The organism is Citrobacter sp. C1, assembly GCF_014596895.2.
GTDB classification, from domain to species: domain Bacteria; phylum Pseudomonadota; class Gammaproteobacteria; order Enterobacterales; family Enterobacteriaceae; genus Citrobacter; species Citrobacter gillenii.
In genome coordinates, this window is record NZ_CP115035.1 from 166,844 (window position 1) to 192,674 (window position 25,831).

24 protein-coding genes, 1 tRNA gene and 1 other RNA gene are annotated in these 25,831 nt (G+C 53.4%); 14 read left to right on the top strand and 12 right to left on the bottom strand.

Annotated elements, in window-relative coordinates; genetic code table 11:
• Positions 1-36 precede the first annotated feature (36 nt).
• The 3 genes from cueP to IB214_RS00815 form a co-directional block, all read right to left on the bottom strand.
• Entirely contained in the window at positions 37-576 is a 540-nt protein-coding gene (gene cueP / locus IB214_RS00805) for a copper-binding periplasmic metallochaperone CueP (protein WP_096759144.1), read from the bottom strand.
• A gap of 186 nt (positions 577-762) precedes the next feature.
• Complete coding sequence (gene cspA, locus IB214_RS00810; RefSeq protein ID WP_004126446.1) at positions 763-975, bottom strand: RNA chaperone/antiterminator CspA; 213 nt, start codon at positions 973-975, stop codon at positions 763-765.
• Between the two features lie 281 nt (positions 976-1,256).
• Positions 1,257-1,547 carry an HTH-type transcriptional regulator gene (locus IB214_RS00815; protein ID WP_115257202.1) on the bottom strand — a complete coding sequence of 97 codons (291 nt, stop codon included), beginning with the start codon at positions 1,545-1,547 and terminating at the stop codon, positions 1,257-1,259.
• A gap of 378 nt (positions 1,548-1,925) precedes the next feature.
• Here IB214_RS00815 and IB214_RS00820 point away from each other — a divergent pair, with 378 nt between their 5' ends.
• Positions 1,926-2,636 (top strand): DUF3053 domain-containing protein, encoded by a 711-nt coding sequence (locus IB214_RS00820; RefSeq protein ID WP_096759146.1) that lies wholly within the window; start codon positions 1,926-1,928, stop codon positions 2,634-2,636.
• A 58-nt stretch (positions 2,637-2,694) separates the two neighbouring features.
• Here IB214_RS00820 and ghrB read toward each other — a convergent pair whose 3' ends face one another.
• The 6 genes from ghrB to IB214_RS00850 form a co-directional block, all read right to left on the bottom strand.
• Complete coding sequence (gene ghrB, locus IB214_RS00825; protein ID WP_096759147.1) at positions 2,695-3,669, bottom strand: glyoxylate/hydroxypyruvate reductase GhrB; 975 nt, start codon at positions 3,667-3,669, stop codon at positions 2,695-2,697.
• Positions 3,670-3,691: 22 nt separating this feature from the next.
• A complete protein-coding gene (locus IB214_RS00830; protein ID WP_117342518.1) occupies positions 3,692-4,972 on the bottom strand; it encodes an MFS transporter in 1,281 nt (426 codons plus the stop codon).
• 64 nt (positions 4,973-5,036) lie between these two features.
• Entirely contained in the window at positions 5,037-5,975 is a 939-nt protein-coding gene (locus tag IB214_RS00835) for a sugar kinase (RefSeq protein WP_117342517.1), read from the bottom strand.
• Positions 5,976-5,978: 3 nt separating this feature from the next.
• Positions 5,979-6,728, bottom strand: a complete 750-nt coding sequence (locus tag IB214_RS00840) for a sugar phosphate isomerase/epimerase (RefSeq protein ID WP_115257206.1) — start codon at positions 6,726-6,728, stop codon at positions 5,979-5,981.
• A gap of 100 nt (positions 6,729-6,828) precedes the next feature.
• Positions 6,829-7,845: a LacI family DNA-binding transcriptional regulator gene (locus IB214_RS00845; RefSeq protein WP_096759151.1), complete on the bottom strand. Its 1,017-nt coding sequence runs from the start codon at positions 7,843-7,845 to the stop codon at positions 6,829-6,831.
• Between the two features lie 101 nt (positions 7,846-7,946).
• On the bottom strand, positions 7,947-8,609 hold the full coding sequence (locus tag IB214_RS00850; RefSeq protein ID WP_045448680.1) for an OmpA family lipoprotein: 663 nt from the start codon (positions 8,607-8,609) through the stop codon (positions 7,947-7,949).
• A gap of 160 nt (positions 8,610-8,769) precedes the next feature.
• Between IB214_RS00850 and IB214_RS00855 the strand changes: the two genes are divergently transcribed.
• The gene (locus tag IB214_RS00855) at positions 8,770-11,103 is read left to right on the top strand and encodes a molybdopterin guanine dinucleotide-containing S/N-oxide reductase (protein WP_117342516.1); all 2,334 of its coding nucleotides are present in this window, start codon (positions 8,770-8,772) and stop codon (positions 11,101-11,103) included.
• On the opposite strand, the gene IB214_RS00860 is transcribed toward IB214_RS00855, so the two are convergent.
• Positions 11,072-11,512, bottom strand: a complete 441-nt coding sequence (locus IB214_RS00860) for an N-acetyltransferase (RefSeq protein ID WP_096759154.1) — start codon at positions 11,510-11,512, stop codon at positions 11,072-11,074. The two genes, IB214_RS00855 and IB214_RS00860, sit on opposite strands and share 32 nt — an antisense overlap.
• On the bottom strand, positions 11,490-12,071 hold the full coding sequence (tag, locus tag IB214_RS00865) for a DNA-3-methyladenine glycosylase I (protein WP_117342515.1): 582 nt from the start codon (positions 12,069-12,071) through the stop codon (positions 11,490-11,492). Before tag ends, IB214_RS00860 begins: the two co-directional genes overlap by 23 nt.
• 159 nt (positions 12,072-12,230) lie before the next feature.
• Here tag and IB214_RS00870 point away from each other — a divergent pair, with 159 nt between their 5' ends.
• The 12 genes from IB214_RS00870 to IB214_RS00925 all read left to right on the top strand — a co-directional run bounded on the left by IB214_RS00870 (position 12,231) and on the right by IB214_RS00925 (position 24,459).
• Positions 12,231-12,935, top strand: coding sequence for an autotransporter outer membrane beta-barrel domain-containing protein (locus IB214_RS00870; protein WP_117342514.1), 705 nt, complete (start codon positions 12,231-12,233; stop codon positions 12,933-12,935).
• Positions 12,936-13,185: 250 nt separating this feature from the next.
• A complete protein-coding gene (locus tag IB214_RS00875; RefSeq protein WP_117342513.1) occupies positions 13,186-14,388 on the top strand; it encodes an MFS transporter in 1,203 nt (400 codons plus the stop codon).
• A 208-nt stretch (positions 14,389-14,596) separates the two neighbouring features.
• Complete coding sequence (eptB, locus tag IB214_RS00880) at positions 14,597-16,288, top strand: kdo(2)-lipid A phosphoethanolamine 7''-transferase (RefSeq protein WP_117342512.1); 1,692 nt, start codon at positions 14,597-14,599, stop codon at positions 16,286-16,288.
• Between the two features lie 91 nt (positions 16,289-16,379).
• Positions 16,380-16,456 (top strand) — tRNA-Pro (locus IB214_RS00885).
• Between the two features lie 33 nt (positions 16,457-16,489).
• A non-coding RNA gene (locus IB214_RS00890) (RtT sRNA) lies at positions 16,490-16,623 on the top strand.
• Positions 16,624-17,201: 578 nt separating this feature from the next.
• Positions 17,202-17,438, top strand: a complete 237-nt coding sequence (locus IB214_RS00895; RefSeq protein ID WP_162604169.1) for a hypothetical protein — start codon at positions 17,202-17,204, stop codon at positions 17,436-17,438.
• The gene (gene dppA, locus IB214_RS00900) at positions 17,353-18,960 is read left to right on the top strand and encodes a dipeptide ABC transporter periplasmic-binding protein DppA (RefSeq protein ID WP_115257213.1); all 1,608 of its coding nucleotides are present in this window, start codon (positions 17,353-17,355) and stop codon (positions 18,958-18,960) included. The genes IB214_RS00895 and dppA overlap by 86 nt, the downstream gene beginning before the upstream one ends.
• A 193-nt stretch (positions 18,961-19,153) precedes the next feature.
• Positions 19,154-20,173: a dipeptide ABC transporter permease DppB gene (dppB, locus tag IB214_RS00905; RefSeq protein ID WP_096759162.1), complete on the top strand. Its 1,020-nt coding sequence runs from the start codon at positions 19,154-19,156 to the stop codon at positions 20,171-20,173.
• 9 nt (positions 20,174-20,182) lie between these two features.
• Positions 20,183-21,085, top strand: a complete 903-nt coding sequence (gene dppC / locus IB214_RS00910; RefSeq protein WP_115257214.1) for a dipeptide ABC transporter permease DppC — start codon at positions 20,183-20,185, stop codon at positions 21,083-21,085.
• Between the two features lie 10 nt (positions 21,086-21,095).
• Positions 21,096-22,079, top strand: a complete 984-nt coding sequence (gene dppD / locus IB214_RS00915) for a dipeptide ABC transporter ATP-binding protein (protein WP_096759164.1) — start codon at positions 21,096-21,098, stop codon at positions 22,077-22,079.
• The gene (gene dppF / locus IB214_RS00920; RefSeq protein ID WP_115257215.1) at positions 22,076-23,080 is read left to right on the top strand and encodes a dipeptide ABC transporter ATP-binding subunit DppF; all 1,005 of its coding nucleotides are present in this window, start codon (positions 22,076-22,078) and stop codon (positions 23,078-23,080) included. The genes dppD and dppF overlap by 4 nt, the downstream gene beginning before the upstream one ends.
• A 176-nt stretch (positions 23,081-23,256) precedes the next feature.
• Positions 23,257-24,459 carry a sigma 54-interacting transcriptional regulator gene (locus IB214_RS00925; protein ID WP_117342510.1) on the top strand — a complete coding sequence of 401 codons (1,203 nt, stop codon included), beginning with the start codon at positions 23,257-23,259 and terminating at the stop codon, positions 24,457-24,459.
• Positions 24,460-24,503: 44 nt separating this feature from the next.
• Here the strand turns inward: IB214_RS00925 and IB214_RS00930 are convergent, their stop codons facing one another.
• Positions 24,504-25,802, bottom strand: a complete 1,299-nt coding sequence (locus tag IB214_RS00930; RefSeq protein WP_096759167.1) for an amino acid permease — start codon at positions 25,800-25,802, stop codon at positions 24,504-24,506.
• Positions 25,803-25,831: the final 29 nt, after the last annotated feature.

The window sequence follows — 25,831 nt, forward strand, 5'->3', positions numbered from 1 at the left end:
GATACGCAATTGCCTATCCGGCATTTTTTTATGCTGTTAGCGCAGCTGCAATTCGGTCAGACAGGTCTGGCTGTCATTCATCGTTTTGATGGCGTGAGACGCTTTTTTGCCGTTGTAGCTCACTTCAATTGTGCCTTCCATATTGCGTGGTAGCCATACGCCGATAAAACCATTGCGGTAGCTGGTCATTGCTTTCTGCACCACCACGTCTCCCTTGCTATCCGTCACTTTGACATCAAAGGTCTTCTCGGGCATTTCTCCCTTGCAGCCAGAAAGGCTGTGGTTAAAGCAGGGGTGAGTTTGCCATTCGTACGGGGCAAAGGAGAGATAGAACTTGTCACCAAGCGGTAGTGTATAAACCTGTTCACCGGAAGAGAGCTTTAGTTCGGTGCTGGTGATGGAGGCAGAATAGGGCAGTGGTCGACTCTGAGGCGACTGGTCAATGGCGTCGACAATTTGCTCAACGGATTTCCCGCTTAGCCCATGTTGCGCCAGAAAGGTTGATTCCGGGGTAGCAGCGAATACGCTACTTGTGGTGAGTAAACCTAATAACAGCAACAGTGAGGTTTTCGACATAGCTTCAATTCCTTGTGAAAATTGTGGAATACATGCCGACGTACTATAAAGCTTACCCTTAGGGAAAGGTCAAAGGTGCGGTGGGTAAAGTAATGCAAAGAAGAAAGCTGGGGAAATTATTGCGAGAGACAGATAAAAAAAATCCCCGCCGTTTGGCAGGGATCTAGAATTTTGAGCTTTTTAAGCTTACAGGCTGGTTACGTTGCCAGCTGCCGGGCCTTTAGCGCCGCTTTCGATGGTGAAGGAAACTTTCTGACCTTCGTCCAGAGATTTGTAGCCTTCGTTCTGGATAGCAGAGAAGTGTACGAACACGTCTTTTGAGCCATCGTCAGGAGTGATGAAACCGAAGCCTTTATCAGCGTTGAACCATTTTACGATACCAGTCATTTTACCGGACATAGTGTATTACCTTTTAAAAAATAAGTGTGCCTTTCGGCGATATGGCGTGCTTTACAGATTTTTTAACAGTAAAGGAAAATGCTCACTACGAAGGGTATCAATGATAACTCTTGAAGGGACTTGCCTTACTAAACTGCTGTAATGGTCTGTACGTCAAACCGTTGAGTGCATTAACTCATTTTACGCCGGAGGATGCAACTACTATTTTCTTTTTTGTTGCTGGGGCTGGTAGTAGAACGGTCCATTTACAGGACCGTTCTGAAGAAAAACCAGAAAAAACATCAATCCATCAACTGCTTACTTAATCTCGGGTCGGCCTGAATCAGGCGCATCAATTTCAATTCGGTACTGGAAGGCTTTACGCGTTTAGACTCCCACTCATGAACCATCGCAACCGTTACGCCCATTACTCGGGCAAAATCATCTGTTTTTAAACCCGTCCCTCGTCGTAGCTGTTCAAATTCGGTAAACGGGTTGGCTTTTTGCGTCAAGGTGACGGTCTGCGATACATCTTTAAAAACAATCTGTTCCAGACTGCTAAGCAGTTCAAGCATAGGATCTTTATATTCCATTGAGGACTCCTAAAATCACACAGCGGGATCGTGAATTTCATCGAAGCTCATTAAGAATAGTCGCAAAAAAAGACGCCGGGCGTGGGGTGCGCGCGGTGGGCGCGTTTCAGCGGATCGCGGTGGCCGACCTGTAGTTTGCTAACGATCTGATAACGGTCGGGATCTCCTCTCGGCCAAACTCATTTGTAAAGATGACAAAATTTTTACGCCATTCGGCTGATGGCGCATTGTTCAGCAAAACGCAGGGCCACCGAAACGGGTATTTTCCCCGACAAGATTACGCGGAAAGGGTATCTTGCGGGGCTGACCTGGACTATCCTTGTCATCGTCAGGCACGCGGGTGTCGTTGTGCGCATTTTTGGGTGAAGGAGTATTAAAATGGCGACAGGTAAGTCCTGCTCTCGCTGGTTTGCGCCTGTTTTGGCGCTCTTAATGGTAGTTGGCCTGAGTGGGTGTTTTGATAAAGAAGGCGATCAACGCAAAGCGTTTGTCGATTTCCTGCAGAATACTGCAATGCGTAGCGGAGAGCGTTTACCGACGCTGACCGCCGATCAGAAAAAACAGTTTGGCCCGTTTGTCTCCGATTACGCGATTCTTTATGGTTATTCACAGCAGGTGAATCAGGCGATGGACTCCGGTCTGCGCCCGGTTGTGGATAGCGTAAATGCCATCCGTGTTCCTCAGGATTACGTGACCCAGCGTGAACCGCTGCGTCAGGCAAATGGTGCGCTGGGCGTGTTAGGGCAACAGCTGCAGAATGCGAAGCTGCAGGCCGATGCCGCACGTGGTGCGCTGAAGCAAAGCGAGGATCTGAAACCCGTCTTTGATCAGGTCTACAGCAAAGTCGTGACTGCTCCGTCAGAGGCGCTACAGCCGCTGATTCCTGCCGCGCAAATCTTTACGCAGCAACTGGTACAGGTGGGTGATTTTATCGCGCAGCAGGATACGCAGGTGAGCTTTGTGGCGAACGGTATCCAGTTCCCGACCTCACAACAGGCAAGCCAGTACAACACGCTGATTGGCCCGCTGGCAGCCCAGCATCAGGCATTTAATCAAGCCTGGACTGCTGCGGTGAACGCAGCCCAGTAATTCAGGGAATAACGATATACAGAATGCCGGGTACGCAATAGCGACACCCGGCATTTTTTTATCCTGCTACCTGCGGATTCACACAGTTCTTCTCGACGTTCCCTTGCAGTGCATCAATTAAGTTATCTACCGCACAGGCTGCCATGTTGTAGCGGGTTTCATGGGTTGCCGAACCAATATGCGGTAGCGCCACCACGTTTGGTAACGACAGCAGCGGAGAGTCTACCGGCAGCGGTTCCTGCTCAAACACATCCAGACCGGCGGCATGAATCTCCCCGCTTTGCAGGGCGGCAATCAGTGCGGTTTCGTCCACGACCGGGCCACGTCCAGCGTTGATGAAAATGGCGGATGACTTCATTTTGGCGAACTGCGCGGCGCCAAACAGATGGTGAGTCTCATCCGTTAGCGGCAGGATCAGACAGACAAAATCCGATTCCTGCAATAGCGTATCCAGATTGCAGTAGCGCGCGTTGAAGCGCTCTTCCGCTTCCTTATGCTGGCGGCGTGCATTGTAGAGAATGGGCATGCCAAAGCCGAAATGGGCGCGTTGTGCCAGTGCGAGGCCGATGCGGCCCATACCGACAATCCCCAACGTTTTGTGATGTACATCGGTGCCGAACCAATCCGGCCCGATGCTCTTGGTCCATTCACCTACTTTCACGCGTTCAGCCACCTCGACTACGCGGCGAGCCGTACTTAACACCAGTGCCATTATCGTATCCGCCACGGTTTCGGTCAGTACGGTTGGGGTGTGCATCAGTAAGACATTACGGGCGTTAAGCGCCTCGACGTCGAAATTGTCATAGCCTACGGAGATTGTTGAGGTTGCGCGCAGCCTGGGCATGTTCTCCAGCAGGGCGCTATTGACGGTTTCGCTGGAGCCCAGCAGACCTTCCGCACTGGCGAAGGCCTGCGCGTGCTGTGCGACCGTTTCCGGGCGCAGGTTAGGGACTTGAGTCACCGAAAAATGTGCTTCCAGGCGCTGCAGTAAATCGTCAGGTAACGCTTTGTAGAGAATAATGGACGGCTTCATGCGAATCTCCGTAAGTTAAAATTTAAGCGTGGCGTGCGCCAACCGGAATGCAGGTATTATTAGCAGGCTTAACAATCAGAGTTAGCCACACTGAGACAAAAAGCGCCACCCCCATAAAAATGTACGAGGCGGACGGGCTGCCGGTGGTGCCATTGAGGTAGCCAACAAACCAGGAGCCAAAGAATGACCCCAGCGCGCCCATACTGTTAATCAGCGCCATGGCGCCCCCGGCGACGTTACGCGGCAGCATTTCAGGAATGATGGCGAAGAAGGGACCATACGGGGCGTACATCGCCGCACCGGCTATCACCAGCAGGGTGTAAGACATCCAGAAGTGGTCAGCGCCAACGGCCCAGGAGCCGATAAAGGCACACGCGGCGATCAGTAACAGCGGCCAGACAAACAGCTTACGGTTTTGCAGTTTGTCGGAAGCCCATGAGGCCAAAATCATCGCGAAGGTGGCGGCCAGATACGGGACCGATGAAAGCCAGCCCACTTCCACCATGCCGAGATTCGCGCCGCCGCTGCGGATAATTGACGGCAGCCACAACACAAAACCGTAAACGCCGATACTCCAGGTAAAATACTGCATACACAGCAGGATCACATTGCGTGAGCGGAAAGCCTCACCATAGTTACGCACGGCTTTAATTCCCTGCTGCTCTTGTTCCAGCTGTGCCTGCAGCGCGCTTTTTTCGGACTCCGTCAGCCAGCCCACCTGGGAAGGTTTGTCTTTGACCAACACCCACCAGCAGAACGCCCAAATGACGGCCGGAAAGCCTTCGATGATGAACATTTCACGCCAGCCGAGCGCCTGAATCAAATAACCCGAAACGACGGACATCCACAGCACGGTGACCGGGTTACCGAGGATCAGGAAGGTGTTGGCGCGTGAACGCTCGGATTTGGTAAACCAGTTGCTGATATAAATCAGCATCGCGGGCATGACGGCGGCTTCTACGACGCCAAGAATAAAACGGATGGCCGCAAGCATGGGGATGTTACTGACCATTCCGGTCAGCGAGGCGCACCCGCCCCACAGGATCAGGCAGATAAAAATGAGTTTTCGTACGCTGCGGCGCTCGGCGTAAATTGCGCCTGGGATCTGGAAAAAGAAATAGCCGAGGAAAAACAGGGCACCCAGCAGGGAAGAGATCCCTTTGGTAATGCCAAGATCCTCGTTAATGCCTGCGGCGGAGGCGAAGCTGAAGTTCGCGCGGTCGAGATACGCCAGGCTGTACGTGATGAACACGATTGGCATGATGTACCACCAGCGTTTTGCTGCATTGGTTGAGCTATTCATAGACTGCCCTCTGGTTATGCTGTTACGCCGCCTCTGTATGTAGGGTACAGAGTGGGCCGGGGGTTTATTCCGCTAATTGTTCACGTGTGGGTAATCCTTCGCTGTCGCCCTGAACCTGTATGGCCAGGGCGCCAATTTTATTGCCTCGGGTCACCGCCTGATGCAGTGAGTGCCCTTCCAGCAGGGCGCTGATGACGCCGACCGCAAAGCCATCGCCCGCGCCGACGGTATCGACCACGTTGTCGACCTTCACCGGTGCGACGCAGCCCTGCTCGCCGTTGGCTGCCTTATACCAGGCGCCATCGGCACCCGTTTTAACAATCACTGCCTTCACGCCATGGCGCAGATAAAAGTCAGCGATGCCTTCAGGCGTCTGTTGTCCCGTCAAAATCATGCCCTCTTTTAACCCCGGCAGAACCCAGTCGGCCTGGAATGCGAGTCGGTTGAGTTTCTCCACCATCTCCGCTTCGCTATTCCACAGCACCGGGCGTAAATTGGGATCGAACGAGATAGTCTTTCCCTGGGCTTTCATGGTGCGGGCAGTATGGGCCAGCAGTTCGTAAGAACTGGCGGACAGCGCTGCCGCCACGCCACTCAGGTGCAGGTGGCGTGCGCTGGAGAAGTACGCTTCGTGATAATCCTCCATGTCAAGATGGCTGGCGGCTGAGCCTTTGCGAAAATATTCCACGATGGGATCGGTTCCATTTTCGACTTTAGATTTCAGCTGAAAGCCGGTTGCGTAGCGTCCATCCTGGGTGACTCCCTGCGCATCAATCCCTTCTTTTTCCAGCGACTTAATAATAAAACGGCCAAAACTGTCGTGACCTACGCGACTCACCCAGCCGACCTTGAGGCCCAGACGAGCAAGGCCGGTTGCCACGTTAAGCTCTGCGCCCGCGACCCGTTTGATAAATGTCTCTACATCCGCCAGTTCGCCGGTTTGCGTGGCGACAAACATCGTCATTGCTTCGCCAATGGTGACGACATCCAGTGAATTTTTCATGTGTTACTCCTCGCGTAGCAGTTCGACGTAGTGACGGGTCACCGCCGCTAAATCGTGCCCTTCCAGGGGGAATTCAATGCCGCGCGGGACGTCCGTGGGCAGCGTGTTTAACAGTGCCAGCCAGCGCGGGTCTGCCCGATCGGGCGCAACGGCACGAAAGCTGTCGAGATGCGGAGTGGCGGCCTTCACATGGATATACCCCACGGTTGAGGCGAGCGCCTGCGCGGCGTCTTCGGGGGAGTCGCCGACCCACAGCCAGTTGCCCATATCAAAGGTCAGGGATACCGGCAGATCCTGCTTCTGGCAGGCATCCCTGAAGTGCAGCATAGGCTGCAGTCGTCCGCAGGACGTTTGATCGTTTTCGACCACCAGTTCCATACCGCTGTCATTGAGCCACTCACGCAGTGTGTCGAACTGCTGGGTATGGGAAAAATGACCCAGAGAGACTTTTAACCATAACGCCTGCAACGTTTGGGCTTCCTGAAGGAGCGCTGGCAGGTGGGGATTGAGATGACCATCTTGTAGAAATAGCGGTTCTGGCGCGGAGTAGCAGGCCAGCAGGCCGAAGATTTCAATCGCGGATGCCAGGGTTGGCAGCGTTTTAAGCTCGGTGTCGCTCAGCATTTCGCGGCGAATTTCAACGCCGTCAGCACCAGCTTCAGCAATAATAGGCAGCATGGCCGTTTGCCCGCCAGCTGCATGCACCTGGTCGTAACCGTAAGCAGCGGTGACCACCATAATTTTTCTTTTCATGGAAACTCCAAATCGTGCGTTCTTGCTATAACGCTAGATGGAACCGGTTCCAAAGAAAAGACTCTGATGCCGAATTTATGATCACCATCACGAAGGAAATTTAACGGGCGGTAGACCCGCGAACGATCAGCTCACCGGAGAAAACCTGTTCCTGAACAGCATCCGATTTACCATCGATCCGGCGTACAACCTGCTCGACGGCGGTATAGCCAATCTGCCAGGTGGGCTGCTTCAGGGTGGTGATGCCGACGCCAGCCAGTTCGGCCCATTCCAGTTCGTCAAAACCGAGCAGGCCGATGTCGCTGCCCCAGTTGAGGCCAATACGCTTAAGCGAGCGGGCCACCTGCAGCGTGAGCGCGCCGTTGGCAGAGATAACGGCCTTACGCATTCCGCGATGCTGCTGATGAAACTGACGCAGCGTGTCATCCAGTTGCGTATTTTCCGCCAGCGAAACCTCAGCATTTTCGGCGATAACGCCGGGATATCGCGCCAGCGTGGCGCGAAAAGCAGTCAGACGTTCGCGTCGGGTGTTAACCATCCCCAACGGCTCGCTGAGGAACAGAATAGCTTCGAAGCCTTGTTCAATCAGGTGCTCAGTGGCAACTGTCGCCGCCTGGGTGTTATCCAGACCGACCATATCACAGGCGAAATCCGGAATTTTACGATCAATCAACACCATCGGTAGTGCAGACTGTTGCAGGCGGTTCAGCCCTTCTTCGCGCATGCCGACGGCATTCACCACAATCCCCTCAACCTGATAGCTGCGCAGCAGATCGAGATAATGCAGCTCCTGGTCCACTTCGTTGTTGGTATTACAGACCAGCGGGGTAAAGCCTTTTTCGCGACAGGCAGCTTCGATACCGCTTAACACGTTAACGGAGTAGGGGTTGGTAATGTCGGCGATAATCAGGCCTATCAGGCGGGTACGGCCATGCTTCAGGCCTCGTGCCATCAGGCTGGGGCGATAGTCGAGTTCGGCAATGGCGTGTTCAATGCGGGCCAACAGCGCGTCGGAAAGCAGATGCTTCTCACCGTTGAGGTAGCGTGAAATGCTGGTCTTACCCGTTTTTGCGGCTTTCGCCACATCGCTGATGGTGGCACGTGTTGATTTGCTCATCGCTGATTTCCCTGAATTTAGTGTGAACACCTTATCGTGAAAATCAACGATGGCAAGTGCTTCATGCCGGATAAGGCACAGCCTGTCTCCGGCACAAAACGTTACTGAATTGGACTCAACGTGATCTCTACGCGGCGGTTTTGTGCTTTACCTTCCGCGGTGCTGTTGCTGGCTATTGGATTCGCCGGGCCCATTCCACGGGTGCGGATACGGTTAGCTTCCACACCCTGAGTGATCAGGGCGCTGGCAACGGAGTCCGCACGCTGCTGTGACAGACGCATGTTCAGATCCTGGCTGCCGGTGCTGTCGGTGAAGCCCAATACGTTGACCGCGGTTTTATTGTACTCTTTCAGTACCATAGCCACGCCGGTCAGGGTGTTGGCCCCGGCAGGTTTCAGGTTGGCGCTGCTGCTGTCGAAGGTGACGTTGTTGGGCATATTCAGAATGATGTTATCGCCACTGCGCGTCACGCTCACGCCGGTTCCCTGCATTTTTTCGCGCAGTTTTGCTTCCTGCACGTCCATGTAGTAACCGATACCACCACCCACGGCGGCCCCTGCGGCTGCGCCAATCAACGCGCCTTTGCCGCGATCTTTCTTCGACGAGGAGAGCGCGCCAATGCCCGCACCCACCAGCGAACCAATGCCCGCCCCCATGCCGGATTTACCCGCTTCGCGTTCACCGGTGTAAGGGTTTGTTGTGCAGCCAGAAACCGCCAGGGCGCCGCTCACGATGGCAGCAATCACAAATACACGTTTCTTCATCTTAATTCCTTAATGACTTTTTTATTCTTTACCACAGCGACTGTGGCGGTTGATTATGACGTGTGAACATGAAGAAAATTCCAGGGAAGACTCTGAAATTTGTAAGTAACATTGAACGGCATAATAAATAAGCCGTCACATCGCATTCAGGAGCGCCATCTTGGCTAATTCACCCGCACATTACTCGGTATTAACCGCCGCCCACTGGGGACCCATTCTTGTTGAAACCGATGGCGACACGGTTTTCTCCTCGCGTGGCGCATTGCCCACTTCACAGCCCAATTCGTTGCAGACCGTGGTGCGCGATCAGGTACACAGCAAAACGCGGGTGCGTTTTCCGATGGTGCGTAAAGGCTTTCTGGCCTCGCCGGAGGCCCCACAGGGTGTGCGCGGGCAGGATGAGTTTGTCCGTGTCAGCTGGGATGAGGCGCTGAATCTGATCCATACCCAGCATAAGCGCATTCGCGACAGTTACGGTCCGTCCTCCATTTTTGCCGGTTCGTACGGTTGGCGTTCGAACGGTGTGTTACACAAGGCCGCGACCCTGCTGCAGCGGTATATGGCGCTGGCGGGTGGTTATACCGGCCATTTGGGGGATTACTCAACGGGGGCGGCGCAGGCCATCATGCCGTACGTCGTGGGCGGGAACGAAGTCTATCAGCAGCAGACCAGTTGGCCCGTCGTACTGGAGCACAGCGACGTGGTGGTGCTTTGGAGCGCGAATCCGCTCAACACCCTGAAGATTGCCTGGAACGCCTCTGATGAGCAGGGACTCGCGTACTTTGAGGCGTTACGCAACAGCGGTAAACGCCTGATCTGCATTGATCCGATGCGATCGGAGAGCGTGGATTTCTTTGGTGACAAAATGGAGTGGGTCGCCCCGCATATGGGTACCGATGTCGCCCTGATGCTCGGCATTGCCCATACGCTGGTGGAAAACGGCTGGCACGACGAGGCGTTTCTTGCCCGCTGTACCACCGGTTATGAACGATTTGCCGACTATCTTGTGGGGAAATCCGATGATGTCGCCAAAACGGCAGAGTGGGCTGCGGAGATTTGTGGTGTACCTGCGGCGAAAATACGTGAACTGGCAGAAATATTTCACCAAAATACCACCATGCTGATGGCCGGGTGGGGTATGCAACGTCAGCAGTATGGTGAACAAAAGCACTGGATGATCGTCACGTTGGCCGCCATGCTCGGGCAAATTGGCACGCCTGGCGGTGGTTTTGGTCTCTCTTATCATTTTGCTAATGGCGGCAATCCGACGCGTCGCGCGGCGGTGCTCGCCTCCATGCAGGGGAGCGTAAAAGGTGGCACCGATGCGGTGGATAAAATCCCGGTTGCGCGCATCGTTGAGGCTCTGGAAAACCCCGGAGGGTTCTACCAACACAACGGTATGGACCGCCATTTCCCGGATATCCGCTTTCTCTGGTGGGCGGGTGGGGCAAACTTCACCCATCATCAGGATACCAATCGTCTGATTCGCGCCTGGCAAAAGCCAGAGCTGGTGGTGATCTCCGAGTGTTTCTGGACTGCGGCGGCGAAGCATGCCGATATCGTTTTGCCCGCCACCACCTCTTTTGAGCGTAACGACCTCACCATGACTGGTGATTACAGTAACCAGCATCTGGTACCGATGAAGCAGGTTGTGCCGGCACGCGATGAGGCGCGCAATGATTTTGATGTTTTTGCTGAACTCAGCGAGCGCTGGGAGCAGGGCGGGTATGAACGGTTTACGGAAGGCAAAAGCGAGCTGGAATGGCTGGAGACCTTTTACAAGATTGCCGGGCAGCGCGGGGCCAGCCAGCAGGTGACGTTGCCGCCCTTTGCCGAGTTCTGGCAGGCCAACAGGCTTATCGAAATGCCGGAAAGTGCCGTCAACGCGCAGTTTATTCGCTTTGCTGATTTTCGCCGTGACCCGCAGGCGCATCCGCTGAAAACTGACAGCGGCAAAATCGAAATCTACTCGCAGAAGATTGCAAGTTACGGCTACGCGGATTGTGCAGGGCACCCGATGTGGCTGGCGCCGGATGAATGGTTCGGTAATGCTGAGCCCGAGCAATTACAGGTGCTTTCGGCCCATCCGGCGCACCGTTTGCACAGCCAGTTAAATTACAGCACGTTACGCGAACAGTACGCAGTGGCGGATCGCGAGCCGGTGACCATTCACCCGCAGGATGCGAAGGCGAGGGGGATTGCCGATGGCGACACGGTCAGGGTGTGGAATCATCGCGGGCAAATTCTGGCCGGGGCGGTGGTGACGACAGGCATCAAAGCGGGCGTGATTTGTATTCACGAGGGCGCCTGGCCAGATTTGGACCTGTCCGCAGGGGGTATTTGTAAGAATGGCGCGGTGAATGTGCTGACCTGCGATCTCCCCAGCTCGAAGCTGGGGAATGGCTGCGCGGGCAACACCGCGCTGGCGTGGCTGGAAAAGTACACCGGGCCCGCACTGGCGCTTACGGCGTTTGATCCGCCTGCCAGTTCATAATCCACGTGGGGTGATGCGTCTCTTCCTGCCATGCGCTGTCTTCAATACGAAAACCCAGCGCATGGTAGAAATTCACCGCCGACTGGTTCTTCTGATAAACCTCAAGGCTGAGTAACGAAAAGCGCTGCTGGACATGCTGCACCAGCGCTTTGCCGATCCCGCTTCTGATGGCGGTAGGTTCAACAAACAGTGCGCCCAAAAAGCGCGCTTCCATCACGCTGGCAAAGCCTTTGAGCTGGCCGCTTTCCTCCCATACCCAGGTTTGTGCTGCGGGCAGGTAGACATCGCGTACGATGGGTTCACTCTCACGCCAGTAGCGTTCTTCAATAAACGGATGAGCATAAATCGTGCTATCCATCCACAGCGCCAGAATCGGCGCCAGATCGTCAGGCGTTGATTGGCGAATCATGTTGACCCTCCGGGTAGCAAATACAGTCGGTGACATGGTCGTTGACCAGCCCGCATGCCTGCATAAAGGAGTAACAGATGGTGGTGCCGACAAACTTAAAGCCGCGCTTTTTTAACGCTTTTGAGAGCGCGTCAGACGCAGGGGTTGAGGTGGGGATGTCGCTCAGGCTGGCGGCGCGCGTCAGCTGCGGTTGATGATCAACGAACGACCAGACAAACTCGCTAAACGGTTCGCCGTTTTGCGCCATCGCCAGGTAGGCGCGTGCGTTGCCTATAATGGCCTGAATTTTCCCTCGATGACGAATAATACCGGCATCCAGCACCAGCCTTTCGACATCATCTTCGGTCATCGCGGCAACGGCGACGGGATCGAAATGGTGGAAAGCATGACGATAGTTTTCCCGTTTCTTCAGGACGGTTATCCACGATAACCCCGCCTGCTGCCCCTCCAGACAGATCATCTCGAACAGCTTTTGACCATCGGTTTCGGGGACACCCCACTCCTTGTCGTGATAGGCAATGTATAGTGGATCCTGACTGACCCAGCCGCAACGCTGCATATTCTTCCTCGCTGTTTTTACTGGCGTAAAAATTTCATTCGGCTCGCCTTGACGCGCCCGCTAAAAAGACAATATTTAATACAGGGCCTAATGTGCCCGATATCCTTCACACAATGACAATAATATCGCCGAATTCGGCTCTTTTCTGGAGTCGCGTTGATGATTATAAGAAACAGTAGTGGTCGCCAGAGGTTCAGCCTTCTGGTGAGCGTCGTGGTCTGTGCGCTGTCTACCCATACGGCCTATGGCTGGCAACAAGAATATATCGTTGATGCTATGTCAGGTCATACGGCTGAACGTTATACATGGGACAGCGATCACCAACCACGCTATAACGACATACTTGAAGAACGCATTCGTTCCACGAAGAGCGTGGCGGGTCCGGTGGTGAACCTGGCGGACCAAACGACGCTGGATACGACCAGCGGTATGAGTATGGGCTGGAATTTCCCCGTGTCCAGACAAGTGACGACCGGCCCGATTGCAGCCCTACATTATGACGGTTCGGCAACGTCCACCTATAACGAGTTTGGCGACAGTGCGACGTCCGTCACGCAGACCGATCCGTTATGGCATGCCAGCGTCAGCACCTTAGGCTGGCGGGTTAATTCGCAGTTTGGCGATGTGCGTCCGTGGGCGCAAATCAGCTATAACCAGCAGTTTGGCGAGAATATCTGGAAGGCGCAATCGGGCCTCAGCCGGATGTCCGCGGCGAGTCAGGACGGCAACTGGCTGGATGTTACCGTGGGTGCCGATATGCTGCTCAATCCGCATATGGCGGCCTATGCTGCGCTCTCTCAGGCGGAAAATAGCACCAATAACAGTGACTATATGTACACCATGGGAGTAAGCGCTAAATTTTAACGCGAACATGCGTAAATAAAACAACTCCGTTACATATTAGAATCAATAATCACACGCGTCTCAGTGATAGCGGGTACTCACTTGTGTGAAAAATCCGGTCCTCTCACTTTTTGTCTCGTCATTCATTCCGCAATCCAGGCATTTCATTCCGTTCTGATGGCACTTCATGCCGTTTTCCCCTCGTCATAAATGCACTTCGGTATGGTTGTTGGCAGAGAATTTCCCATTTTGCTTATGCAGGAATACTGCCATGAAAACTTCTGATTATCAGCGTACCCGGTGGCTGACCCTGATCGGCACCATCATTACCCAATTTGCCTTAGGTTCGGTTTACACCTGGAGCCTGTTCAATGGCGCGCTTTCTTCAAAGCTGGATGCGCCGGTCAGCCAGGTGGCTTTCTCCTTTGGCCTGTTAAGCCTGGGCCTGGCGATTTCTTCTTCTGTCGCCGGGAAACTTCAGGAACGTTTTGGCGTGAAACGCGTCACCATGGCATCCGGTATCCTGCTGGGCGTGGGCTTCTTCTTAACCGCACACTCTGACAGCCTGATTATGCTGTGGCTGAGTGCGGGTGTACTGGTGGGCCTGGCGGATGGTGCGGGCTACCTGTTAACGCTGTCCAACTGCGTAAAATGGTTCCCTGAGCGTAAAGGGCTGATTTCTGCTTTTGCTATCGGCTCTTATGGCCTCGGCAGCCTCGGCTTCAAGTTTATCGACACTCATCTGCTGGAAACCGTCGGGCTGGAGAAAACCTTTGTTATCTGGGGTGCCATTGTGCTGGTGATGATCGTCTTTGGCTCTACGCTGATGAAAGATGCACCAAATCAGGAAGTAAAAACGGTGAATGGCGTGGTCGAGCACGACTACACTCTGGCGCAATCGATGCGCAAACCACAGTACTGGATGCTGGCAGTGATGTTCCTGACCGCGTGTATGAGTGGGCTGTATGTCATTGGTGTGGCAAAAGATATTGCACAAACTCTGGCGCATATGGATGTGGCGACAGCGGCCAATGCGGTGACGGTGATTTCCATCGCTAACCTGTCAGGCCGTCTGGTGCTGGGCATCCTGTCCGACAAGATTTCCCGTATTCGCGTTATCACCATTGGTCAGGTTGTTTCGCTGGTCGGTATGGCGGCGCTGTTATTCGCACCGCTGAACGAAGCGACCTTCTTCGCGGCGATTGCCTGCGTTGCCTTTAACTTTGGCGGTACGATTACCGTGTTCCCGTCCTTGGTCAGTGAGTTCTTTGGCCTGAATAATCTGGCTAAAAACTATGGGGTTATCTATCTGGGCTTCGGGATTGGCAGCATCTGTGGGTCCATCATCGCTTCCCTGTTTGGCGGTTTTTACGTGACCTTCTGTGTCATCTTCGCGCTGTTAATCATCTCGCTGGCGCTGTCTACCACCATTCGTCAGCCTCAGCGTAGCGTATTTACCGAGGCGCACGCCTGATTCTATTAGTGGTGTCATTAATACCTGGCGCATATATTTACAAAAATATATGCGCCATTTTCATTCTCTATAAGCACTTTTGCGTTTACCTGTGGTCTACTTACTCGCGCCCGTAGACATTTCAAACTCTGCCGTTGTCGCATCTTTCACCTGCCCGGTCTAACTGACTGTAAGTAGGGCTTTTTATCCCGTTTTCCAGGTTTTATTGATGAGATATATTAAGTCGATGACGCAGCAGAAGCTCAGTCTCTTGCTGGCAATCTATATCGGTCTGTTTATGAACTCCGCTGTATTTTACCGTCGTTTTAGCGGATATGCGTACGAGTTCACCGTCTGGAAAGGAATCTCTGCGGTTGTTGAATTAGCTGGCGCGGTGCTGGCAACCTTCTTTTTACTTCGTCTTCTCTCTTTATTTGGCCGACGCGCCTGGCGTGTACTGGCAACCTTTGTGGTGCTGTGTTCCGCAGGTGCCAGCTATTATATGACCTTCCTGAACGTGGTGATCGGTTACGGTATTATTGCCTCGGTTATGACCACCGATATTGATTTATCGAAGGAAGTTGTGGGCTGGCATTTTATTGCGTGGCTGGTTTCGGTCAGTATTTTGCCGTTGCTCTTAATCTGGAATAACCGCTGTCGCTACACCCTGATAAAACAGCTGCGCACGCCAGGTATGAGATTTCGCAATGTGGCGGTCGTTTTGCTGGCGGGGATCATGGTATGGGCGCCGATTCGTCTGCTCAGCATGCAGCAGAGATCCGTCGAGCGTGAAACCGGCATCGATTTACCCAGCTACGGCGGCGTCGTGGCAAACTCCTATCTGCCGTCAAACTGGCTCTCCGCGTTAGGGCTGTATGCCTGGGCGCAGGTTGATGAGTCCTCAGACAACAAATCGCTGATGAACCCGGCGAAAAAATTCACTTATGTTGCCCCCAAGAATCTCGATGACACCTACGTGGTGTTTATTATTGGTGAGACCACGCGCTGGGATCATATGGGGATTTTTGGCTACGAGCGAAATACCACACCAAGGCTGGCTCAGGAGAAAAACCTGGCGGCATTCCGTGGGTATTCATGTGATACCGCGACCAAGTTGTCGCTGCGCTGCATGTTTGTACGTCAAGGTGGTGCGGAAGAAAACCCACAGCGGACGCTGAAAGAACAAAACGTTTTTTCCGTACTCGGTCAGTTAGGGTTTAAAACAGACCTTTACGCGATGCAAAGCGAGATGTGGTTCTACAGTAATACCATGGCGGAAAACATCGCCTATCGTGAACAAATTGGCGCAGAGCCGCGTAACCGTGGCAAAACAGTTGACGATATGCTGCTGATTACCGAAATGCAGCAATCCTTAAAGCAGAATGACAGCGGTAAGCGCCTGATTATTCTGCATACCAAAGGTTCACACTTTAACTACACGCAGCGCTACACTCGCGAGTATGCACAGTGGAAGCCTGAGTGTGTGGATGTCGATAGCGGCTGTTCGAAAGAACAGATGATTAACTCTTTCGACAACTCGGTGACCTATGTCGATCACTTTATTACCAAAGTGTTTGATCAACTGCGCGATAAGAAAGCGATAGTGTTCTATGCCGCCGATCACGGTGAGTCTATTAACGAACGTGAGCACCTGCACGGTACGCCGCGTAAAATGGCGCCGCCAGAGCAGTTCCGCGTGCCGATGATGGTGTGGATGTCGGATAAGTATCTGGAAGACCCCGATCATGCGAAGGCGTTTGCTCACCTGAAGCAAGAGGCGGATATGAAGGTCCCGCGCCGTCATGTGGAACTGTATGACACCATTTTGGGTTGCCTCGGTTATACCTCGCCAAACGGCGGTATAAATGAGAACAATAACTGGTGCAACGTTCCGGGCGGGCAGAAAGTCGCGGCGCAGTAACCGGCCTGCTGACTTTCTCGCCGATCGAATGGCATTTTGATACGAAGGGATTGACGGGCGCGCACCTGAGCAGTAAGATGCGCCCCGCATTCGGTGATTGGCGCAGCCTGGTAGCGCACTTCGTTCGGGACGAAGGGGTCGGAGGTTCGAATCCTCTATCACCGACCAAATTAGAAAAGCCCGCTCTTTGAGCGGGCTTTTTGCTTTCCGGGATTAACGAGGATGAGAACCTCCGGGGGCAAGGGGTTCGACTCGAGCGGAGCGAGAGAACGTTGCGTCAGCAACGGCCCGCAGGGCGAGCCACGCAGTGGCGAGTCATCCTCTATCACCGACCAAATTTAAAGCCCTGCTCTACGAGCAGGGCTTTTTGCATTTGAAGCCGAGAGGATTTGTAGGCCTGATAAGCGCAGCGCCATCAGGCAATTAAAGCGCGTGGGAGTCTGCATCGCCGGATGGCGGCTCAGGCGCCTTATCCGGCCTACGGGCTGCTTCCCCGTTTCATCTTCATTTCGCCTGCAAAAATTGTGTACCACTTCCCACTGTCTGTTAACGATTCTGTGACATATTCCATTGTCTTTTTTTATATTTGCTTGAATCTTTTTTTGCGTTACTTATGGCTGAACCTAGCATTTTCCGCTGTGCGCTTTAACGTTCATGGTATTAATCGCTCAGATATGCAGCATTCATTAAGAAATTTTTCACATTTTGCATAAATGTTAATCACTAAACGTTGCTAAATATGAAGATATTTATTCTGGTATAGGCCGCGTAGCACAAATTTCCCTGCTGAAAATGCCCCTCTGCACTTTTTTTAATCTTTGTTTGCGAATTCTCACCGTTGGCGTAAATCACGGTTACCTGTATTGACGTTTTCACATTCTGTTGACAGATTGTAGGGCATGAGGGGCATTTCATGGAGAATCCGCACTGCAACTCAGTCGCTTATGTGAACGGAATCCCCATCCTCTTAACGCCGACCCGGCCGGGTAAAAAACAAAAAAGGCCAGGCGGTGCAAACCCACTGCAAAGGGTAAAACAACAAACATCACATTTGGAGCAGAAGAATGAGTATTTCCTTGAAGAAGTCAGGGATGCTGAAGCTTGGTCTGAGCCTGGTGGCTATGACCGTCGCAGCAAGCGTACAGGCTAAAACTCTGGTTTATTGTTCAGAAGGATCTCCTGAAGGCTTTAACCCACAGCTTTTCACTTCTGGCACAACCTATGATGCCAGCTCAGTACCGATCTATAACCGCCTGGTTGAGTTCAAAACCGGTACGACTGAAGTGATCCCGGGCTTGGCTGAGAAGTGGGAAATCAGCGAAGACGGTAAAACCTATACCTTCCACCTTCGTCAGGGCGTGAAGTGGCAGGACAATAAAGAATTTAAACCGACGCGTACCTTCAACGCTGATGACGTGGTGTTCTCCTTTGACCGCCAGAAAAACGCCCAGAACCCGTACCATAAAGTCTCTGGTGGCAGCTATGAGTACTTCGAAGGGATGGGCTTGCCGGATCTGATCAGTGAAGTGAAGAAAGTCGACGATAACACCGTCCAGTTCGTACTGACCCGCCCGGAAGCACCGTTCCTGGCAGATCTGGCGATGGACTTCGCGTCTATTCTTTCCAAAGAATATGCCGACAACATGCTGAAAGCCGGCTCCCCGGAGAAAGTGGATCTGAACCCAATCGGTACCGGTCCGTTCCAGATGCAGCAGTACCAGAAAGACTCACGCATTCTGTATAAAGCGTTCGAAGGTTACTGGGGCACCAAGCCGAAGATCGATCGTCTGGTCTTCTCCATCACCCCTGATGCATCCGTGCGTTACGCCAAGCTGCAGAAGAATGAGTGCCAGGTGATGCCGTACCCGAACCCGGCTGACATCGCGCGCATGAAGCAGGATAAGAACCTCAACCTGCTGGAACAGGCGGGCCTGAACGTGGGTTACCTGTCTTTCAACACCGAGAAAAAACCGTTTGATGACGTGAAAGTTCGTCAGGCGCTGACCTACGCGGTGAACAAAGAAGCGATCATCAAAGCGGTATATCAGGGCGCAGGCGTTGCAGCCAAGAACCTGATCCCGCCAACCATGTGGGGCTATAACGACGACGTTAAAGACTACAGCTACGATCCGGAAAAAGCCAAAGCGCTGCTGAAAGAAGCGGGCCAGGACAAAGGCTTCACCGTTGAACTGTGGGCGATGCCGGTACAGCGTCCGTACAACCCGAACGCACGCCGTATGGCTGAAATGATCCAGGCGGATTGGGCGAAAATTGGCGTCCAGGCCAAAATCGTCACCTACGAGTGGGGCGAGTACCTCAAGCGTGCCAAGTCTGGTGAGCACCAGGCGGTGATGATGGGCTGGACCGGGGACAATGGGGATCCGGATAACTTCTTCGCCACCCTGTTCAGCTGTGCGGCAGCGAAAGACGGCTCCAACTACTCTCGCTGGTGCTACAAGCCGTTTGAAGATCTGATTCAACCGGCCCGCGCGACCGACGACCACAACAAGCGTGTTGAACTCTACAAACAAGCTCAGGTAGTGATGCATGACCAGGCGCCTGCGCTGATCATTGCTCACTCCACCGTGTATGAGCCAGTGCGTAAAGAAGTCAAAGGCTATGTGGTTGATCCATTAGGAAAACACCACTTCGAAAACGTCTCTATCGAATAATTAAAACTCAGGGGTGTTCATGCACCCCATGCCTGGCGGCGCTACGCTTGCGCAGGCCTACGAGAGTAGGCCGGATAAGCGTAGCGCCATCCGGCGTAGTGCTTTACCCACAGTTGTTTATGCGTGGGATAAGATTTGTGAGCAATACAGATTCACGGTTCCAGGCCGTGCGTCATTAGAGAGAATCCGGGTTATGTTGCAGTTCATTCTCCGACGTTTGGGACTCGTCATCCCTACGTTTATCGGTATCACTCTTCTCACCTTTGCCTTCGTCCATATGATCCCCGGCGATCCGGTAATGATCATGGCGGGTGAGCGTGGGATCTCCCCTGAGCGTCATGCTCAACTGCTGGCTGAACTCGGTCTGGATAAACCGATGTGGCAGCAGTACCTCCATTACATTTGGGGGGTTATGCATGGTGACTTAGGCATTTCGTTAAAAAGCCGCTTGCCGGTGTGGGAAGAGTTCGTGCCGCGCTTTAAAGCGACGCTGGAACTCGGTGTCTGCGCCATGATGTTTGCCACCGCGGTAGGCATTCCCGTTGGCGTACTCGCCGCGGTTAAGCGTGGTTCTATTTTCGATCACACCGCTGTGGGTCTGGCACTGACCGGTTACTCCATGCCTATCTTTTGGTGGGGCATGATGCTGATCATGCTGGTTTCCGTGCAGTGGAACCTGACGCCGGTTTCCGGGCGGGTGAGCGACATGGTGTTCCTTGATGACTCCAACCCGCTGACCGGGTTTATGCTGATCGACACCGCCATCTGGGGTGAAGAGGGTAACTTCATTGATGCCGTGGCGCATATGATCCTGCCCGCGATGGTGCTGGGCACCATTCCTCTGGCCGTTATCGTGCGTATGACCCGTTCGTCAATGCTGGAAGTGCTGGGCGAAGATTACATTCGTACCGCGCGCGCCAAGGGGCTGACGCGGATGCGCGTGATCGTCATTCATGCTCTGCGCAACGCCATGCTGCCCGTGGTGACCGTTATCGGTCTGCAGGTCGGTACGCTGCTGGCTGGGGCTATTCTGACCGAAACCATTTTCTCGTGGCCGGGTCTGGGGCGCTGGCTGATTGATGCGCTGCAACGCCGTGATTATCCGGTAGTGCAGGGCGGTGTATTACTGGTAGCGACGATGATTATTCTCGTCAACCTGCTGGTAGACCTGCTGTACGGCGTGGTGAACCCGCGTATTCGGCATAAGAAGTAAGGGGCCATCATGTCACAGGTTACTGAAAATAAAGTTATTGCTGCACCGGTGCCGATGACCCCGTTGCAGGAGTTCTGGCACTATTTTAAACGCAACAAAGGTGCGGTCGTTGGCCTCGTTTATGTGGTCATCGTGCTGTTTATTGCAATTTTCGCCAACTGGATTGCGCCCTATAACCCGGCGGAACAATTTCGCGATACGCTGCTGGCACCTCCTGCGTGGCAGGAAGGCGGCTCGTGGGCGCATCTGTTTGGTACTGACGACGTAGGGCGCGATGTGCTGTCGCGCTTGATGTACGGTGCACGCCTGTCGCTGCTGGTCGGCTGTCTGGTGGTGGTGCTCTCGCTGCTGATGGGCGTGATTCTCGGGCTGGTGGCCGGTTATTTCGGCGGCATCGTTGATAACGTCATCATGCGAGTGGTCGATATCATGCTGGCACTGCCGAGCCTGTTGCTGGCCTTGGTGCTGGTGGCGGTATTTGGCCCATCGATAGGTAATGCGGCGCTGGCACTGACGTTCGTGGCGCTGCCGCACTATGTGCGTCTGACACGTGCCGCCGTGCTGGTGGAAGTGAACCGCGACTACGTCACCGCCTCTCGCGTGGCGGGTGCCGGTGCGATGCGCCAGATGTTCGTCAATATTCTTCCTAACTGTCTTGCGCCGCTGATTGTTCAGGCGTCGCTCGGCTTCTCTAACGCCATTCTCGATATGGCCGCGCTTGGCTTCCTGGGCATGGGCGCGCAGCCGCCAACACCGGAATGGGGCACTATGCTCTCCGACGTGTTGCAGTTCGCGCAAAGTGCCTGGTGGGTCGTGACCTTCCCGGGTCTGGCGATCCTGCTGACGGTGCTGGCATTTAACCTGATGGGTGACGGTCTGCGTGACGCGCTCGATCCCAAACTGAAGCAGTAAGAGGTTCGAGATGGCGTTATTAAATGTAGACAAATTATCTGTACATTTCGGCGACGTTGGCGCCGAATTCCGTGCCGTAGACCGCATCAGCTACAGTGTGAACCAGGGCGAAGTGGTGGGGATTGTCGGGGAATCCGGCTCCGGTAAGTCCGTCAGTTCACTGGCGATTATGGGGCTGATTGACTACCCCGGCCGCGTGATGGCGGAAAGCCTTGAGTTTAACGGCCGCGACCTGAAACGCATCTCTGAAAAAGAGCGTCGCCAGCTGGTGGGTGCTGAAGTGGCGATGATTTTCCAGGACCCAATGACCAGCCTCAACCCGTGCTACACCGTCGGCTACCAGATTATGGAAGCCATTAAGGTGCATCAGGGTGGCAACAAGAAAACCCGTATTCAGCGGGCGATTGACCTGCTGACGTTGGTGGGCATTCCTGACCCGGCTTCACGTCTTGATGTGTATCCGCACCAGTTGTCTGGAGGTATGAGTCAGCGCGTGATGATCGCCATGGCGATTGCCTGTCGTCCGAAATTGCTGATTGCCGATGAACCGACAACCGCGCTGGACGTGACTATTCAGGCGCAGATCATCGAACTGCTGCTGGAGCTTCAGCAGAAAGAAAATATGGCGCTGGTGTTGATTACTCATGACCTGGCGCTGGTGGCAGAAGCGGCACACAAAATCATCGTTATGTATGCCGGTCAGGTGGTGGAAACCGGGGCTGCACACGATATTTTCCGCGCGCCCCGCCATCCGTATACCCAGGCATTGCTGCGTGCGTTGCCGGAGTTTGCGCAGGATAAAGCGCGTCTGGCCTCGTTGCCGGGCGTGGTGCCGGGTAAATACGACCGCCCGAACGGTTGTCTGTTGAACCCGCGCTGTCCGTATGCCACGGACAAATGCCGTAGCGTAGAGCCGGAGCTGAACATACTGGGCGAAGGTCGCCAGTCGAAATGCCACTACCCACTCGATGATGCCGGGAGGCCCACACTATGAGTACGCACGAGGCCACCTCGCAACAGCCATTGTTGCAGGCAATTGACCTGAAAAAACACTATCCGGTGAAGAAGGGGATGTTCGCCCCGGAGCGCCTGGTTAAAGCGCTGGACGGCGTGTCATTTACCTTAGAGCGTGGCAAAACGCTGGCGGTGGTTGGCGAGTCGGGCTGCGGGAAATCAACGCTGGGTCGCCTGCTGACGATGATTGAAGTTCCGACCGGCGGAGAGCTGTATTACCAGGGGCAGGATCTGCTCAAGCATGACCCTCAGGCGCAGAAGCTGCGTCGGCAGAAAATCCAGATTGTGTTCCAGAACCCGTATGGCTCGCTGAACCCGCGTAAGAAAGTGGGGCAGATTCTGGAGGAGCCGCTGCAGATCAACTCCTCGCTCAGCAAAGAGCAGCGTCGTGAAAAAGCGCTGGAGATGATGGCGAAAGTGGGTCTGAAAACCGAGCACTACGACCGCTATCCGCACATGTTCTCCGGTGGTCAGCGTCAGCGTATTGCCATCGCCCGCGGTCTGATGCTTGACCCGGACGTGGTGATTGCCGACGAACCGGTTTCCGCGCTGGACGTTTCCGTGCGTGCGCAGGTGCTGAACCTGATGATGGATCTGCAGCAGGATCTGGGGCTGTCCTATGTCTTTATCTCCCACGACCTGTCGGTAGTGGAACATATTGCCGATGAAGTGATGGTGATGTATTTAGGTCGCTGCGTGGAGAAAGGGACCAAAGATCAGATCTTCAACAATCCGCGCCATCCGTACACCCAGGCGCTGCTCTCTGCGACGCCGCGTCTGAACCCGGACGACCGTCGTGAGCGCATCAAGCTGACCGGCGAGCTGCCAAGCCCGCTGAATCCACCGCCGGGCTGCGCGTTCAACGCCCGCTGCCGCCGTCGTTTTGGTCCTTGTACCCAGCTACAGCCGCAGCTTAAAGATTACGGCGGTCAGCTGGTGGCGTGCTTTGCCGTAGACCAGGATGAGAATCCGCAGCAATAAGCGTGGGTTATGACCCAATAACCGGAGCCTTGTGCTCCGGTTTTTTTATATTTCGTTTTTACTTCCACAATGTGAGTCCATTGGCAGAACATTATTCCACAGCGTCTAGAATGTAGTCAGATTCTTGAGCGTCACCGAAATATCTACTTCGCAGTTGCTAACTACCTGGAGCAAATGTGGTCACGATACGCTGGGATATTAAAACAATTGATCGCCTGTCTATGGTTGAGGATGTCCTGAAGGAGTTTTCCTGCTGTGATATCAATATCATCTCAATGAAAGTGACGGCAGGCCGGATCCTGATTAAATCCTGGTGCCGTCAGTTGCAGGATATTTCCTGCGTGCAATCCAGCTTAAGTCAGCGTGCCGATATTATTAACGTTGCTTACCTTTGCGAAGAGATAAGCGAACTGTCGATGCCCGAAGTGGAACGCCCACGCTATTTTTCAGACATTATTTGCAGCAGCCAGAGCATGCAGGCACTGATCGAAAAAGCGATCAGAATTGCGGACAGCAAATATACCGTCCTGATCCGCGGTGAAACCGGCACCGGTAAAGAGCTGCTGGCCCGAGCGATTCACAACTCTGGCCAGCGTAGCTTTTATCCATTTATCCCGGTTAACTGCTCCGCATTACCCGAGTCACTGATGGAGAGTGAATTCTTCGGATACGAAAAAGGCGCCTTCAGCGGTGCGGACGGTAAAGGCAAAAAAGGGCTGTTTGAAATGGCGGATAAAGGCACCCTTTTTCTGGATGAATTTGGTGAGATGCCGCTGAATTTACAGGCCAAATTACTGCGAGTACTGCAAGATGGCGGGATCCGCCGCGTGGGCGGGGCGCAGATTATTCCGGTTAACGTGCGTATTATTGTGGCGACCAACGCCAATCTGGAAGAGATGGTCGAACAACGCCTGCTGCGCGCCGACCTGTATTATCGAATTAACGTCCTCTCCCTGACTATTCCTCCGTTGCGGGAACGCCCGCAGGATCTCAGCCTGCTGATCCGCCATTTTGTGCAGAAATACGCGAAAGAATTTCAGCGCCGGTTAATTTTGGATAAAGGCTGCTTTGATGCGATGCATCATCATGGTTGGCCGGGGAACGTGCGCGAACTGGAAAACACCATTATTCGTCTGATGTTGATGGCAGAATCTGATGTGATTACCCGAGAGGATTTAGATATCGCGAGTATAACCTCAGTTAATCAGGCACGCGGCGGACAGCCTTTTAAACAGCAGGTTCAGTGCGCTGAGCGTCAGTTGATAGAGCAGATGATGGATGAGAATGTTTCATCGCGGCATATTGCCAAAGCGCTGGGGGTGTCGCATACCACGGTACTGAATAAAATCCGTAGCTATCAGCTGGAGAGCGTGGAGTAAGCGCCGTCAGGGCTGACGGCGCTGTCATCGGGTTATTTAATTTGTTATTCAATCAGCTTCAACAGCGGTGACAGGCACAGCAACATTCCGTACAGCAGGATAAGCCAGGTTTTTACCCCGCGCAGTTTTTCCAGCTGTGTGACTTTATAAATCAGGAAGAACGGAATAATGCACGAGACGATACCGTAAAGCGGGCTACCCAACTGGAAGAACACCAGTACTGATACGCGGAACGACACCCAAATCACCAGCGTGGTGACGATAAAGGCGCAAATCCCCAGCGTCAGAACCAGTGGATTAATTTTCTCAACGTCGATAACACGACCCAGTACGTTAAGAATAATACCCTTCATGGCCTCGTGGAATCCCAGATAAATACCGAAGAATGCTGTCAGTACGGCAAAAATATTCAACACCGTGGAGGTGATGTGAATAATTTGTCCTGGGATAACTTGAGCCGCCAGCGCCAGTGCGGAAATATTTTGTTCGAAGGCTGAGACCGCTTCTTCATGGCTAATAGAGAAGGTAAAGGAAAATGAGAAGAACAGAATGACTGCAATCAACGTAATATAACTGATGCGGTGGGTACGAATGACCATGCGCGTAGCCAACACCCGGTCTGACACCCTTTTGCGGTAGGCGATATTCATGGGGTTCAGTACCTGAATAAACACCGCCGAGAAGAAACAGAACGGGATGGTTAGCAGGACATCGCGGAAGAAGACGCCTGCCTCAGGGAATGCGCTGATATTATTAAAGTTCCAGTGCGGGACCATCGCAAAGCCAAATACAATGATGATGCCAACTTTTACCACCACCATCGGGCCGGAGATTTTGAACAGCAGCTTTTCTCCGCCGGAAGCAATGGCAACCAGCACCGCAAAAATCGCGACTTTGTAGATAATTGACTGCGAAAGATCGGCATCGGTGAGTCCGAAGGTTTTGATATAGGACGCACTGTCAAAAACAACCGATAATGAATAAATAAAGATGCCGTGGATAATCATCAGAAAATAGATGACGCCAAGAAATACACCCCAGTTCTTACCTAAATAATGACTAATAATATCGGTGTAGTCATTACAGGTTTCACTTTCAGAGAGCGTTTTTAAATAAATATCCTGCACAATATAGGTGGCGGGATAAGCAATAATAAAGGCGACAATAAATACCCAAATACCGGTTAAACCAATTTGTACCGGCATCAGCACCGTTCCGGCACCAATTGCCATGCCGATGCAGAGTAATACCCAACCAAAATCGTATTTTGTAAAAGGTAGCTTTGTTGAGAAGGATGCGGCGGTTGCTGTAGTGTTGCTTAATTGTAATGTGTTGTCCTGCATAGAACCCCCTGCCGAAAATACACGCTCTC

Bases quoted from the DNA above. Each gene is read 5' to 3' on its own strand.
- dppF (WP_115257215.1), top strand. From the start codon at position 22,076: ATGAGTACGCACGAGGCCACCTCGCAACAGCCATTGTTGCAGGCAATT.
- IB214_RS00930 (WP_096759167.1), bottom strand. From the start codon at position 25,802: ATGCAGGACAACACATTACAATTAAGCAACACTACAGCAACCGCCGCA.
- tag (WP_117342515.1), bottom strand. From the start codon at position 12,071: ATGCAGCGTTGCGGCTGGGTCAGTCAGGATCCACTATACATTGCCTAT.
- eptB (WP_117342512.1), top strand. From the start codon at position 14,597: ATGAGATATATTAAGTCGATGACGCAGCAGAAGCTCAGTCTCTTGCTG.
- IB214_RS00895 (WP_162604169.1), top strand. From the start codon at position 17,202: ATGGAGAATCCGCACTGCAACTCAGTCGCTTATGTGAACGGAATCCCC.
- dppC (WP_115257214.1), top strand. From the start codon at position 20,183: ATGTCACAGGTTACTGAAAATAAAGTTATTGCTGCACCGGTGCCGATG.
- IB214_RS00840 (WP_115257206.1), bottom strand. From the start codon at position 6,728: ATGAAAAGAAAAATTATGGTGGTCACCGCTGCTTACGGTTACGACCAG.
- IB214_RS00835 (WP_117342517.1), bottom strand. From the start codon at position 5,975: ATGAAAAATTCACTGGATGTCGTCACCATTGGCGAAGCAATGACGATG.
- dppB (WP_096759162.1), top strand. From the start codon at position 19,154: ATGTTGCAGTTCATTCTCCGACGTTTGGGACTCGTCATCCCTACGTTT.
- ghrB (WP_096759147.1), bottom strand. From the start codon at position 3,669: ATGAAGCCGTCCATTATTCTCTACAAAGCGTTACCTGACGATTTACTG.
- IB214_RS00870 (WP_117342514.1), top strand. From the start codon at position 12,231: ATGATTATAAGAAACAGTAGTGGTCGCCAGAGGTTCAGCCTTCTGGTG.
- dppD (WP_096759164.1), top strand. From the start codon at position 21,096: ATGGCGTTATTAAATGTAGACAAATTATCTGTACATTTCGGCGACGTT.
- cueP (WP_096759144.1), bottom strand. From the start codon at position 576: ATGTCGAAAACCTCACTGTTGCTGTTATTAGGTTTACTCACCACAAGT.
- IB214_RS00830 (WP_117342518.1), bottom strand. From the start codon at position 4,972: ATGAATAGCTCAACCAATGCAGCAAAACGCTGGTGGTACATCATGCCA.
- cspA (WP_004126446.1), bottom strand. From the start codon at position 975: ATGTCCGGTAAAATGACTGGTATCGTAAAATGGTTCAACGCTGATAAA.
- IB214_RS00875 (WP_117342513.1), top strand. From the start codon at position 13,186: ATGAAAACTTCTGATTATCAGCGTACCCGGTGGCTGACCCTGATCGGC.
- IB214_RS00860 (WP_096759154.1), bottom strand. From the start codon at position 11,512: ATGATTCGCCAATCAACGCCTGACGATCTGGCGCCGATTCTGGCGCTG.
- IB214_RS00815 (WP_115257202.1), bottom strand. From the start codon at position 1,547: ATGGAATATAAAGATCCTATGCTTGAACTGCTTAGCAGTCTGGAACAG.
- IB214_RS00850 (WP_045448680.1), bottom strand. From the start codon at position 8,609: ATGAAGAAACGTGTATTTGTGATTGCTGCCATCGTGAGCGGCGCCCTG.
- dppA (WP_115257213.1), top strand. From the start codon at position 17,353: ATGAGTATTTCCTTGAAGAAGTCAGGGATGCTGAAGCTTGGTCTGAGC.
- IB214_RS00845 (WP_096759151.1), bottom strand. From the start codon at position 7,845: ATGAGCAAATCAACACGTGCCACCATCAGCGATGTGGCGAAAGCCGCA.
- IB214_RS00820 (WP_096759146.1), top strand. From the start codon at position 1,926: ATGGCGACAGGTAAGTCCTGCTCTCGCTGGTTTGCGCCTGTTTTGGCG.